Genomic DNA, 13,349 nt, shown 5'->3' with positions numbered 1-13,349 from the left:
ACAATAGAGTTGAAAACTATTCGCTGACAGGCTAATTGTCGGAACAAAACTTTATATTTGTTGCCATATTTTAATACTATTCTTTATGACATCTGTAAAAATTATAAATAAATCACAGCATCCATCCCCTCATTATGAAACTTCACAATCAGCAGGTATGGATTTAAGAGCCAATCTTTCAGAACCCATTACATTAAATAGTTTAGAAAGAGCCATCGTGCCTACAGGATTGTTTATTGAATTGCCTGATGGATACGAGGCTCAAATCAGACCGAGAAGTGGTCTAGCAGCAAAGAAGGGAATTACTTTATTAAATTCACCTGGTACTATTGATGCAGATTACAGAGGAGAGATTGGTGTTATTTTGGTCAATTTATCCAAAGAGCCTTTTGTAATTGAAAATGGAGAGCGCATTGCTCAAATGGTTATTGCAAAATATGAACAAATTCAATGGGAAAGTGCAATCGAACTATCTGAAACTGAAAGAGGAACAGGTGGTTTTGGAAGCACTGGAGTAAAATAAAAATAAAAAAAAGCTGAAAAAATGAGAATTATTGTACCAATGGCTGGACGAGGATCCCGTTTACGCCCACATACCCTTACTACACCGAAACCTTTAATTCCAATTGCCGGTAAGCCTATCGTACACCGTTTAGTTGAAGATATTGCAAAAGTATTAAATGACGAGATTGAAGAAATTGCGTTCATTATACACGAAAGCTTTGGTAAACAAACAGAAAAAGACCTAATTGCAATTGCAGAAAAATTGGGTGCAAAAGGGACTATATGTTATCAAAATGAGGCTTTGGGAACAGCACATGCTATTTTATGTGCAAAAGAGAGTATGACAGGTCCAATTGTTGTTGCTTATGCTGATACTCTATTCCGTGCTGATTTTAACTTAGACAAAACAGCAGATAGCGTTATTTGGGTCAAACAAGTTGAAGATCCTAGCGCTTTTGGTGTGGTGCAATTAAACGATAAAAATGAGATTGTTGATTTTGTAGAGAAACCTGCTACATTTATTTCTGATTTAGCTATTATTGGTATTTACTACTTCAAAAGTGGTGAAACATTACGCAAAGAATTAGAATTCTTACTGGACAATAATATCATTAAAGGTGGAGAATATCAATTGACAGATGCCTTAGAAAACATGAAACAAAAAGGTATGCGTTTTGTTCCTGGCCAAGTAGATGAATGGATGGATTGTGGAAACAAGGATGTAACTGTCGATACAAATAACCGCATGTTAAACTTTCTAGAAGCAGAAAACAGCAATTACGTATCCACTTCTGTTCAAATAGAAAACAGTACGATCATTCCTCCTTGCTATATTGGAGATAACGTGGTATTGAAAAATGCAACGATTGGTCCGAATGTTTCCTTAGGAGATCATTCTAAAGTAGAAAATGCGACAATCAAAAATAGTTTGATTCAAACACATGCCTACATTGCAAATGCGAATCTAGACAATGCAATGATTGGAAATCACGCAAAATACAACGGAATTCACACCAACATTAGCATTGGTGATTATTCTGTATTAGACTAAAATACTAAATCCGTTTTAAATTCCTTTAAAACGGATTTTTTTTATCTATATTCGATATACAAATTCCATTACCTCAAATATTATGAAAAAAATCGCTTTTATACTCCTTGCTGGTTTACTTTTTATGGGTTGTAAAAAAGGAAATGAAGGATTTCTTTTACGCGAATCAGACGCAAAAAAATCAAAAACAGCTTTGGTTATTTTGAATGATCACGCTAAAAATGCCCAACAATTTAAAACCGTCACTCTTCAGGGAACTGCGCAGTATAAGGATGAATTCGAGAATAGAAAGGTGGGAATTGAGGTTTTAATTGAGAAGGACACACAAATTCAAATGAATATCCGCTACGCGGACATTTTAATTTTCAAAGCCCTTATTACACCTGATAATCTTCAGTACTTCAACAAATTGAACGAGACGGCATTTCAAGGAGGGTTTGATATTCTTACCCAATTTATTGGTACAGATATCAATTTTAATCGCTTGCAAAATTTATTGTTAGGTCAAGTTTTGGATAGTCAAGAAGACAAAGAATTCATCGCTACCATAGAGGATGGATTACACAAAGTCAGTAGCACGCAACAAGAAGAGCTACAGTCTACGTATTTCTTTGAAGATGAAAACAGTTTATTGAAAAAAGAATCGATTGCCGAACGCGATTCGAATCGAAAAGTAACCATATCTTATCCTGGCTATCAAAAAATCAATCATTTCATTGTTCCAACAGCGCTAAACATTCAAGCAGAAGAAGGTGAAAAAAACTTAAATTTAGACATTCGTTATCAAAAAATAACCTTTAACGAAGATTTACATTTTAATTATAGTGTTCCTAAGCGATACAAAATGATTAATTTGTAAAAATTCCGTAATATTGTAAGGCTTAAGAAGTACATTGCTATGAAGAAAACCTACTGCTCTATATTGTTCATTTTGATGACATTGCCTTTATGTGCCCAACAGAAAGAGACACAAGAACAGTTGGAAAAACGAAAGCAACAGATTATTATTGAAATAAAGTCTGTTCAGCAACTCCTCCACAGAGAACAAACGAAAGAGCGCAATATTTTAGCTGAAATAGAAGAAATCAACCGCAAAGTTACCTTAAACAAGCAGTTGATCAACAATGTGCGTAAGCAAATTAATATTACAACAAACAATATTGCTAAAAATCAAAAAGAAGCTAATGCTTTAGCGAAAGAGTTGGATCAACTCAAGAAAGACTATGCACAAACCATAGTAAAAGCTTATAAAAGCAGATCCAATCAAAGTAAGATGATGTTTATTTTGTCTTCTGAAAACTTTTTGCAGGCCTATAAACGCGTACAATACTTAAAACAGTATGCTGATTTTCGAAAAGAACAAGGAGAAGAGCTAAAGGAAAAAACAATCTTATTAAATGAGGCGCTTGCTAAGTTAGAAGTTGAAAAAGAGAAGCAACGCAAATTATTGGCAGAACAAGAGTCAAACGAAAAAACCTTACAAAGTGATTTAACGGAACAACAAGGGTTGGTTTCTTTGGTAAAAAAAGATCAGAAAAAGTTCAATGAACAGATCAAGAAAAAACAAGACGAGACCAAAGCAATTGATCGCAAGATCCAACAATTGATCCGAGAAGCTATTGAAGAAGCGAATAGAAAAGCGCGAGAAGCCGCTGCCAAAGCGGGTAAATCGACCACAAAATCAACTACAAAATCAACAGATGCTGCCACTTTTGAGTTAACGCCAGAAGGTAAACTAGTAGCAGATAACTTTAAGGCAAATCGCGGTAAACTACCTTGGCCAGTAGAAAAGGGATATATTTCTTTGGGCTATGGAGATCAACCGCACCCAGTACAAACCCATTTAACCATTCACAACAGTGGTGTAGAAATTACTACAGAAGCCAATGCCAAAGCCCGAGCAATTTTCGAAGGAGAAGTGTTACAAGTTCAGGTATTGTCTGGAGGAAATAAAGCAGTTTTAATCCAACACGGTGATTATATTACTGTTTACCAAAACTTACGTGACGTTACAATTAAAAAAGGGGATAAGGTTAGTCTCAAGCAAACCATTGGAACAATTAACACCAACAGCACTGGAAAAACTGTTTTAAAATTCTTACTTTCGCATAACTCCAATATTGACAACCCTCAAAATTGGTTGAGTAAAAGTAACTAAACGCATTTTTATCCTATGAGTAATGCCGTAGCCTTTAATCTTTTACAGTGGGTTCATGAAAACAAAGACTTACTGAAACCACCTGTATCCAATAAAAACCTCTTTGTAGAGGCAAAAGATTACATCATTATGGTTGTTGGGGGTCCCAATAATCGCAAAGATTTTCATTACAATGAAAATGAGGAGTTTTTCTTTCAATTGGAAGGCACTATCTACATCGACATTCAAGAAGATGGTGAAAGAAAGCGCGTTACATTGAACCCTGGTGATATTTACTTATTACCGGCTAAAATGCCCCACTCGCCTATTCGAACAGCTAACTCTGTAGGCTTGGTTGTAGAAACGAAAAGAAAAGATCCGCATGCAAAAGATGGGTTAATTTGGTATTGCGAGAATTGCAATGAAAAATTATATGAAGTTTATTTCGAACTAACGGATATAGAAAAAGATTTTTTACCTCATTTTACACATTTTTACAATTCGCAAGAGTTGCGTACTTGTTCCCATTGCAACTGCATCATGGATGCTGTACCTTAACAAATAAATTACCAACAAATACAACATAAAAAGCCCCTCATTTTTTTATTTTGAGTGAACATACGGTTGTCACTAACAACCTAATTAGAATTTCACAGTTTGCACAAAATAAAAGTTGCATTTATTTCAAATAATTGTCAACAACTTAATAATAAAGTAAAATGATGTGTTTTTATTAACACCTCTTGGCTAAAATTATTTTTATATCTTAGCCAAGAACTATCTTATAAACTATAAAAGAAGAATAATGGCAACAACAAATGACCAATTTGGAATTTTGGATGCGATGAAGCATTTAGGACTTGAAGAAGTAAACAACGGTACTTCAACGGGTTTAAATTCATTTTCTAACGGAAGAATTATCGAATCATACTCGCCTGCAACTGGTGAATTAATAGGAAAAGTAAAAGCTTCAACAGCAGAAGATTACGAAAAAGTAATGCAAACTGCACAAGAGGCTTATAAATCTTGGAGATTAGTTCCTGCACCAAAAAGAGGGGATATCGTTCGTCAAATCGGAGAGGAATTACGCAACAATAAAGAGCACCTTGGAAAACTTGTTTCTTATGAAATGGGTAAAAGTTTACAAGAAGGTTTAGGTGAAGTTCAAGAAATGATTGACATCTGTGATTTCGCAGTGGGATTATCTCGTCAATTATACGGATTAACAATGCACTCTGAAAGACCAATGCACAGAATGTATGAGCAATGGCATCCAATTGGAATTGTTGGAATTATTTCTGCTTTCAACTTCCCTGTAGCGGTGTGGAGCTGGAATACTATGATTGCTTGGGTTTGTGGAGACGTATGTGTATGGAAACCAAGTTCAAAAACACCTTTATGTGCGGTAGCTTGTCAAAACATTATTGCTAAAGTTTTCAAAGCTAACGGAATTCAAGAAGGAGTTTGTAACCTAGTAGTAGGAAATGAATGTGGAGATTTAATGAATAATGACCACAGAATTCCATTAGTGTCTTTCACAGGATCAACTCGCATTGGACGTCACGTATCAAAAACTGTTGCTGAGCGTTTTGGAAACACAATTTTAGAATTGGGTGGAAACAATGCAATCATCGTTTCTGAGCATGCCGATATCAACATGGTATTAGTTGGAGCTGTATTTGGAGCTGTTGGTACAGCAGGTCAACGTTGTACTTCAACACGTCGTTTAATCATCCATGAAAGTGTTTACGATAAAACTATCCAAGTATTACAAAGCGCTTATGCACAATTGAAAATTGGAAACCCTTTAGATGCTGCAAATCACGTAGGACCACTTATCGACAAAGGAGCAGTTCAAGATTACTTAAATGCAATTGAGAAAGCGAAAAAAGAAGGTGGAAAAATAATCGTAGAAGGTGGAGTAGTAGAAGGTGCTGGATATGAAAGTGGTTGCTACGTTAAACCTTGTATTATTGAGGCTAAAAACGAGTTTGAAATTGTTCAAGCAGAGACATTCGCTCCAATTTTATACGTAATGAAATACAACACAATCCAAGAGGCAATCGACATGCAAAATGGTGTTCCTCAAGGATTATCTTCATCAATCTTTACAAACAACATGCGTGAAATGGAATTATTCCTTTCTCAAGCAGGTTCTGATTGTGGAATTGCAAACGTTAATATCGGTACTTCAGGTGCTGAAATTGGTGGAGCTTTTGGAGGTGAAAAAGAAACAGGTGGAGGACGTGAGTCTGGATCTGATGCTTGGAAAGCTTACATGAGAAGACAAACCAATACAATTAACTACGGAAGCGAACTTCCTTTAGCACAAGGTATTAAATTTGATTTCTAATCAAATTCAACCATAAAAAAAAGACGTCTCTAGAAGACGTCTTTTTTATTTCTATACTTTTTCTTTAGTTAGAAACGGTATCCAATCATCACTCCTGCATTGAATTCGATTGCAGAAAAACGATCATTTACCTCACTGCTAAAGTTTCTTGCCACATTAACGAAAGGTTCTATTGCAAAAGAATCACCCATAGTCCATTTGTGACCAAAGCCAATTCCCACAATAAAGCTATTCATATCTGTTTTCACACGTGCTACACCGTCAATCTCTGCCACGTATTTGTCTTCTTTAAAATTACCAAAACGATACTTAATAAAAGGAGAAACTGAGTATCCACTTCCATTTGCACCATTAGCACCACCGAAATAATACTTGTAATTTAAAGCCAAACTTGTTGTGTTGAACTTTTGATCTTTTGATTTGCTTTCGTGATAGTACGAAAAGCGGTCCATAAAATGTACATCAACCCCTATCGATTGATTATGATCAATAAAATGCTCATATCCTAACTCGATAGAAGGTATAACGATCGTATTAAGAATATTGATCTTAACTTCATTTACAGCTTGTGCTTTTACACCCAAGATGCTACCAATTAAAAAAGCAGCTGCGATTATTTTTTTCATTTTTTCTAAACTTTTGCTTACAAAGATATAATTTTTTAGCCTATTTGTGATTTCTACCGACTTCATTAGGATACAAATCTGCAAGGCAATCACTTTGCCAAAATTCTTTCGTATCAATATCCATTATACTTATTTTCCCAAGAAAAGCAGCTCCTGTGTCTAGGTTCCACACATTGGCAAAATTCACTGGCTGATCAAAGCCAAAATGCGTCACCGGCGTATGTCCGATATAAATCTCCTTATGAAATTTTAATCGTCGAGGATAAAGATCACTACTTTGATCTAAATTAGGATCCATCGACATGACCATTTCCCATAAAGTGCGATCCCAGTAGAGATATTCTTCAAAAAACTCCGCTTGAATTCCACGTGGATTCGTAAAACCTGCATGAACAAATAAGCGGTTTTCTTCATCTATATAGTAATTCTCCAGCTTTTCAAAAAAAGCCAAGTGTTTGTTTATGTCGGTCTCGCTTAGTTTTTTGTAGGCAGCAACAGATGCATCACCGCCATTTTTAAACCATTGTGGGTTTTCCTCTCGGGTCTTAATCCATTTAGTCAATAAACTCTCGTGATTACCCCTTAAAAACACACAGCGGTTTGTTTGTGCTATAGCAAATAAAAATTCTACTACCTCGGGTGATTCACTCCATCCATCTACATAATCTCCTAAAAAAATAAGTTGATCTTCTTGTGTTACGTTGGCTCGTTCAAAAAGTTGTACTAATCCTTTATATCCTCCATGAATATCCCCAACAACCAATGTTCTACTCATAAGTTTCTGTTTCGTATTTAAGCTTTCGCAAGATACGCATAACTTGTTTAAAGCCGTTAAACAACTCTGGGTCATTCGCAAACTTTAAATAATCTTTAACCGAAATTAGTTGTTCTTTAGCTTGTTCGAAACCATTCAAATAGCACAACATCATATTGTAACATAATTTATTCAAAACGCGTTCCTCCTTATTGGTCAAACGCTCTTCGCCCAGAATCTTATGAATTACTTTCACGCTATTTCGATAGATATGTTCTAGAATATTTTCGTTGTATTTAGGTGGTTCAAACAACATTTTACTTTCCATGGCATAACTTCCATTATCGTAAAATACGAGTCGAACTTCTTCAAAAGGGTAATAGCTGGTTCCGTCGTTTAGCCCTAGATTTAAATACTCTGTCAATACAAATGATTCCGTATCGTAAAACAGTGTTACCACGTCCAAGGAAGAGTAAAACAATTTAATTTGTTCATTGACAAACTCAATATCCATTCGAGAGTAAAAGGGAATACCGCGAATATTCATTTTTTTTCCCATCCAACAAATGACAAATTGTTCCTTAAACACTTTGTAATTAGCGTGAATGTCTTTCGAGGAATGTGTCATGTAGCGAACCACACTGTCAAGTACATCTTTTAAGTTATTCTGAGAATTCTTCTCAACGCTTTCTACATCATTTTTATTGCCATTATAGATCAGAGGACCATTGGGAACAGATGTGCTCCCTACTCTAGAAAAATACACTCCCTCTGTAATCTCACCTATTGCACGTTTAAATGTAGTAAGCTCAACATTGGGAAAGATGGTTACCAAGCCAATTACTTTATCTTCTGCTAAATCCGTAAAAGTTACATTGTCATAGGTAATGCTAGGAGGATTAGAAAAATAGGCATTTACTAGATTTTGAATCTTGCTATCATCATAAAAGTCAACACCGACCAATTCGTTGTTATTATCCTCTACTCCAACGATAATAAATGAATTATTTTCAGGATTTGAGTTAGACAAGGCACAAATATGTTTTAAAAATTTTGCTTTCCCCGATTTGGTATGTAAATTTAGCTGCCGTTTCTTATCATAGAAACTATTCTCATCATATTGAGCTAATAGATTTTTAATAAGTAATCGCTTATTAATCATTGCAAATTATTTTTTGTTCTTAAAATTATAAAAAGAAACCCATAAATCATGCCCAAATGTTGAAGCGCTACTTTAGATTTAACCATCTATTAACAACTTTATAGCGAATATTTTTTGAATTTGCATGAATAATTAAATGAGCGTTATTTTTCAGACAAAACTTTTATTATGGAAACACCCGGATCAAATTACGATATTCGAGAATTAAATGAACTTATAGAAAGAGAAAGTGCTTTTATTGACATCCTAACCATGGAGATGAACAAAGCTATTGTTGGTCAAAAGCACATGATTGATCGATTGTTAATTGGATTACTAGGACAAGGACACATTTTACTTGAAGGTGTGCCGGGATTAGCTAAAACACTAGCTATCAACACCCTGTCAAAAGCTGTACACGGATCGTTTAATAGAATTCAATTTACACCAGATTTATTACCTGCCGACGTAATCGGTACGATGATCTACAATGTAAAAGAAAATGACTTCTCTATTCGCAAAGGTCCAATTTTTGCGAACTTTATTTTAGCGGATGAGATTAACCGTGCACCAGCAAAAGTACAGTCTGCGCTTTTAGAAGCGATGCAGGAAAAACAAGTTACAATTAGTGACTCGACCTATCCTTTAGACAAGCCTTTTTTGGTTATGGCGACACAAAACCCTGTTGAACAAGAGGGAACTTATCCATTACCAGAAGCTCAAATGGACCGTTTCATGTTAAAAACGGTTATTGATTACCCTAAATTAGAAGAAGAACGCCTTGTTATCCGCCAAAATTTAGCAGGCGAAAAACAAACGATAAATCCTGTTGTTACGTTAGAGCAAATCAAACGTGCTCAAGATGCAGTAAAAAAAGTATATATGGACGAAAAGATCGAAAAATATATACTTGATATCATTTTTGCGACGCGTTATCCAGAACAATTCAAACTTGAGAAACTAAAACCGCTTATTAGTTTTGGTGCTTCTCCACGTGGAAGTATCAATTTAGCAACAGCAGCTAAATGTTATGCTTTTATCAAGCGAAGAGGTTATGTTATTCCAGAGGATGTTCGCGCTGTAGTTATCGATGTATTGCGTCACCGTATTGGCGTTACCTACGAAGCAGAAGCAGAAAGCATCACCTCTGTTGATATCATCAATCAAATTGTAAACGAAATAGAAGTGCCATAGTTGTCCCCAACTATGTGTCATCTGTTTATTAAACGATTACCTCTTTTAAAGGGTGTAATTATTTTTGAATAATTCTTTTACAATGGAAACCAAGGAAATTTTAAAAAAGGTCAAAAAAATTGAGATCAAAACCAAGCGTTTAAGTGATCACATTTTTTCTGGGGAGTATCACACTTCCTTTAAGGGTCGTGGTATGACTTTTTCTGAAGTGCGACAGTACCAATTTGGCGACGACGTACGCGCCATTGATTGGAATGTTACTGCGCGCTATAACGAACCGTATATCAAAGTATTTGAAGAAGAAAGAGAGCTGACACTCATGCTTTTGGTAGATATCAGCGGATCGGAAAACTTTGGTTCTACGGATGCCTTTAAGCAAGAAATCGTAACGGAAATCGCTGCAACATTGGCTTTTTCCGCTACTCAAAACAACGATAAAATTGGACTTATTCTGTTTTCAGACCAAATAGAATTATTTGTACCTCCAAAAAAAGGGAAAACACATGTCTTAAGAATCATTCGTGAACTTATTGATTTCAAGCCTAAAAGTCAACAAACAGACTTGGCATTTGCCTTGTCTTATTTGTCTAAAGTCATCAAGAAAAAAGCCATTGTTTTTATCTTGTCTGATTTTATTACGCCCCCTTACGAAAGCACCTTAAAGATAGCAGCCAAAAAGCATGACATTACGGGAATCCGCATCTATGATCAACGCGAAAAAGAACTTCCCAATGTTGGTTTAATCAACGTATATGATGCCGAAAGTAAAGAAGAACAATTAATCAACACAGGGAGTAAAGAAGTTAGACTTCAATACGCCGCTCACTTTTTAAAGCAAGAGGATCAGTTCAAGAAAACCTTTTCAAAATGTGGTGCTGGTGTAATCAACATGCGTGTAGACGAGAGTTATGTAAAAAAATTATTAGGGTATTTCAAAGCTAGATAAAATGACACTGAATAGAAAAAAATACAATCTTTTAAGCGTACTTATTCTTTTGTTATCATCTCAGTTGATGTTAGCTCAAGTACCTCTTGAAACAAAAGTAGACACTACTTCCATCAAGATAGGAGAACCTATTCAATATACCATTCGAGCCATTGCCCCAAAAAGTAGCAAGGTTCTTTTTCCTGAATCGGAGACCCTTGGTTCTCTAGAAATTTTAGACTCTTATCCGATTGATACCGTAACAAAAGACAACTTCTTCGAATTGACGAAAAAATACGATTTAACTCAGTTTGACGAAGGGAGCTATACGATTCCTGCTTTAGCAGTTCTCATCGATTCAAAACCGTACCATACAGATTCTATACGTATTCAGGTACAAAATGTAGCGGTAGACACTTTAAAAACACCGCTATACGATATCAAGTCCATTTCAAAAACAGGAGCTGCCCCTTCCACTAGTTGGTACTACTTGGCTTTTCTTATTATAGCCGTTCTAATTGGATTTGCCGTTTATATCTTCATTAAAAAACGTCAAGACAAGAATTTAACGGAAGATGACAAGTATAATACCCCTTTTGAGAAAGCAGTTACTAAGCTCAAACAATTGGAAGAAAAGCAAAATTGGACTCGAGGAGATGCCAAGCCTTATTACTCAGAGATGACGGATATTGCACGTGCATTTATTGAAGATACTTTTGGCATTTCAGCCCGTGAGCTTACCACCTTTGAAACGATTTCTATCCTAAAAGGTACCTTACGCGACAAAGACATTAAAATTGATCCTAAAGTGATCAGTGAATTCAAACGCGTACTAGATACTGCGGATTTAGTAAAGTTCGCAAAGTCGCAACCTAGTGACAATGAAATTGCAGGTGATACAGTTAACACACAAAAGATTATTAATGAAATCAATACCGCATATCCTATTTCTGCAGCTACTCAAACAGAACGCATTCGCCTGAGAGAAGATCGCAAGAGAAAAAGGAAGAGAATACGTTTGGGAGTTCCAAGTGCCATCACGGCAACACTGATGCTGTGTATTGGAATTATTTATTTGATTAACATCACATCTGAGCAAAGTTTAAACTTGTTTACATTCAACTCAACAAAACGCCTGCTCAATCAAGAATGGATAACTAGTACGTATGGTAGTGGTCTAGGTTTAACCGTGAGTACACCAGAAGTGTTAATTCGAAAAAATGATCCAACAGTAAATAACAGCGGAATTGACGGGATTGAGAATATCCAACAATTTAAAGGAGGAGAATTAGACGAATCTATTTTCATCACCCTTAGTACAATAGAAACGGGCAAAGACTTTAAATATACCGATGAAGAGATTATAGATCATTCGCTGAAGCTAATCATTAAAGATTACGCAGTGGAGCAGATTGAAATTGCACATGAAAAGTTTGAAAATGCTTCCGGATTGACAGGGTTAAAAGCAAAAGGTACATTTGTACTTCAATCGGAAAAAACCAAAGGAAAAGAGCAAAAAATAAGCTTTGAATGTGTCTTAAGTCACGAAAATAAAAACGTTTTAAATCAAATGTGGATTTTCCACCATACGGAAGATCAATATGCAGATGAAATTACCGAAAAGGTATTTGACTCTATGCAATACAAACAAGAGAAGTAATTATGAGAAATGCAACCTTTTTACATCCTGAATTCTTTTGGTTGTTTCTACTATTACCGCTTGTCATTTTTATTTGGTATAGAAACAGAAAAAAACAAAAAGCAACACTAAAGTTGAGTTCAACGGCCGCTTTTACAGGTCATTCTACTTTTTTAGTTCGCTTATTACCTTTGTCTATTCTTTTGAGAACACTAGCTTTAAGTGGAATAATCGTAGCATTAGCACGACCACAAGTAATTAGTGTTGACCATCAGATTCATTCGACACATGGAATTGACATAGTAATGGCGATGGATATTTCGGGTAGTATGTTAGCTCGAGATTTAAAGCCTAATCGCTTAGAAGCGCTAAAAGAAGTTGCGGGTGATTTCGTAAGCCAACGAGTAGCTGATCGCATTGGAATTGTTATTTACGCTGCAGAAGCCTATACCAAAACCCCAGTCACTAGCGATAAAACACTGCTTTTGAATTCGTTACGAGATATTCGATACTCAGATGATTTAAGAGATGGTACCGCTATTGGTGTTGGATTGTCAACGGCGATTAATCGCATTAAGAACAGTCCTGCCAAGAGCAGAGTTATTATTCTCTTAACGGATGGGGTTAACAACACAGGAACTGTAGATCCTTTAATGGCGACTCAAATTGCCAAAGAATTTAATATCAAGATATACACGATCGGAATAGGAACCAATGGTCTTGCAGAATCACCGGTAGGTATGCGCCCTAATGGCGAAATCATCTTCGATAAGATTCCTGTTGAATTAGACGAAGCTTTAATGAAAACAATTGCAAAGGAAACAGGAGGGCAATACTTTAGAGCTACAAACACACAAAGTCTTAAAAATATATATGACGAAATCAATCAGCTAGAAAAAACTAAAATAGACGAACAGAAATATGTAAATACAGATGAAAAATTTAGGCTATTCGCTCTACTTGCGTTTTTCTTATTAGCCTTGGATTTTATTCTGAGTAAAACACTATTTAGAGGATTTATTTAA

13 protein-coding genes are annotated in these 13,349 nt (G+C 35.6%); 10 read left to right on the top strand and 3 right to left on the bottom strand.

Annotated features, from left to right (window positions below; genetic code table 11):
* The first annotated feature begins 85 nt into the window (after positions 1–85).
* The 6 genes from dut (at position 86) to H4K33_RS08270 (ending at position 6,045) form a co-directional block, all read left to right on the top strand.
* Positions 86–523, top strand: a complete 438-nt coding sequence (dut, locus tag H4K33_RS08295) for a dUTP diphosphatase (RefSeq protein ID WP_182647993.1) — start codon at positions 86–88, stop codon at positions 521–523.
* 21 nt (positions 524–544) lie between these two features.
* A complete protein-coding gene (locus H4K33_RS08290; protein WP_182647992.1) occupies positions 545–1,555 on the top strand; it encodes a sugar phosphate nucleotidyltransferase in 1,011 nt (336 codons plus the stop codon).
* Between the two features lie 82 nt (positions 1,556–1,637).
* Positions 1,638–2,414: a DUF4292 domain-containing protein gene (locus H4K33_RS08285; protein WP_182647991.1), complete on the top strand. Its 777-nt coding sequence runs from the start codon at positions 1,638–1,640 to the stop codon at positions 2,412–2,414.
* Positions 2,415–2,453: 39 nt separating this feature from the next.
* Positions 2,454–3,713 carry a murein hydrolase activator EnvC gene (locus tag H4K33_RS08280; RefSeq protein ID WP_182647990.1) on the top strand — a complete coding sequence of 420 codons (1,260 nt, stop codon included), beginning with the start codon at positions 2,454–2,456 and terminating at the stop codon, positions 3,711–3,713.
* A gap of 15 nt (positions 3,714–3,728) precedes the next feature.
* Positions 3,729–4,250: a 3-hydroxyanthranilate 3,4-dioxygenase gene (locus H4K33_RS08275; protein ID WP_182647989.1), complete on the top strand. Its 522-nt coding sequence runs from the start codon at positions 3,729–3,731 to the stop codon at positions 4,248–4,250.
* Between the two features lie 247 nt (positions 4,251–4,497).
* Entirely contained in the window at positions 4,498–6,045 is a 1,548-nt protein-coding gene (locus tag H4K33_RS08270; RefSeq protein ID WP_182647988.1) for an aldehyde dehydrogenase family protein, read from the top strand.
* Positions 6,046–6,113: 68 nt separating this feature from the next.
* Here the strand turns inward: H4K33_RS08270 and H4K33_RS08265 are convergent, their stop codons facing one another.
* Genes H4K33_RS08265 through H4K33_RS08255 form a run of 3 tightly spaced genes read right to left on the bottom strand, consistent with a single transcriptional unit; the run spans position 6,114 to position 8,587 of the window.
* Positions 6,114–6,671 carry a DUF3575 domain-containing protein gene (locus tag H4K33_RS08265; RefSeq protein ID WP_182647987.1) on the bottom strand — a complete coding sequence of 186 codons (558 nt, stop codon included), beginning with the start codon at positions 6,669–6,671 and terminating at the stop codon, positions 6,114–6,116.
* A 40-nt stretch (positions 6,672–6,711) separates the two neighbouring features.
* Positions 6,712–7,446: a metallophosphoesterase family protein gene (locus H4K33_RS08260; RefSeq protein WP_182647986.1), complete on the bottom strand. Its 735-nt coding sequence runs from the start codon at positions 7,444–7,446 to the stop codon at positions 6,712–6,714.
* A complete protein-coding gene (locus H4K33_RS08255) occupies positions 7,439–8,587 on the bottom strand; it encodes a DUF5929 domain-containing protein (protein WP_182647985.1) in 1,149 nt (382 codons plus the stop codon). Before H4K33_RS08255 ends, H4K33_RS08260 begins: the two co-directional genes overlap by 8 nt.
* A 168-nt stretch (positions 8,588–8,755) precedes the next feature.
* Here H4K33_RS08255 and H4K33_RS08250 point away from each other — a divergent pair, with 168 nt between their 5' ends.
* The 4 genes from H4K33_RS08250 (at position 8,756) to H4K33_RS08235 (ending at position 13,349) form a co-directional block, all read left to right on the top strand.
* Positions 8,756–9,760: a MoxR family ATPase gene (locus H4K33_RS08250; protein ID WP_182647984.1), complete on the top strand. Its 1,005-nt coding sequence runs from the start codon at positions 8,756–8,758 to the stop codon at positions 9,758–9,760.
* 82 nt (positions 9,761–9,842) lie between these two features.
* Entirely contained in the window at positions 9,843–10,706 is an 864-nt protein-coding gene (locus tag H4K33_RS08245) for a DUF58 domain-containing protein (protein ID WP_182647983.1), read from the top strand.
* Between the two features lies 1 nt (position 10,707).
* A complete protein-coding gene (locus tag H4K33_RS08240) occupies positions 10,708–12,345 on the top strand; it encodes a BatD family protein (protein WP_182647982.1) in 1,638 nt (545 codons plus the stop codon).
* Between the two features lie 2 nt (positions 12,346–12,347).
* On the top strand, positions 12,348–13,349 hold the full coding sequence (locus H4K33_RS08235; RefSeq protein ID WP_182647981.1) for a VWA domain-containing protein: 1,002 nt from the start codon (positions 12,348–12,350) through the stop codon (positions 13,347–13,349).

It is taken from the genome of Myroides sp. WP-1 (genome assembly GCF_014145635.1).
In the GTDB taxonomy this organism is placed as follows: Bacteria; Bacteroidota; Bacteroidia; order Flavobacteriales; family Flavobacteriaceae; genus Flavobacterium.
The sequence above is the reverse complement of the archived record's forward strand: the minus strand, read 5'-3'. Positions and strand labels throughout refer to the sequence as shown.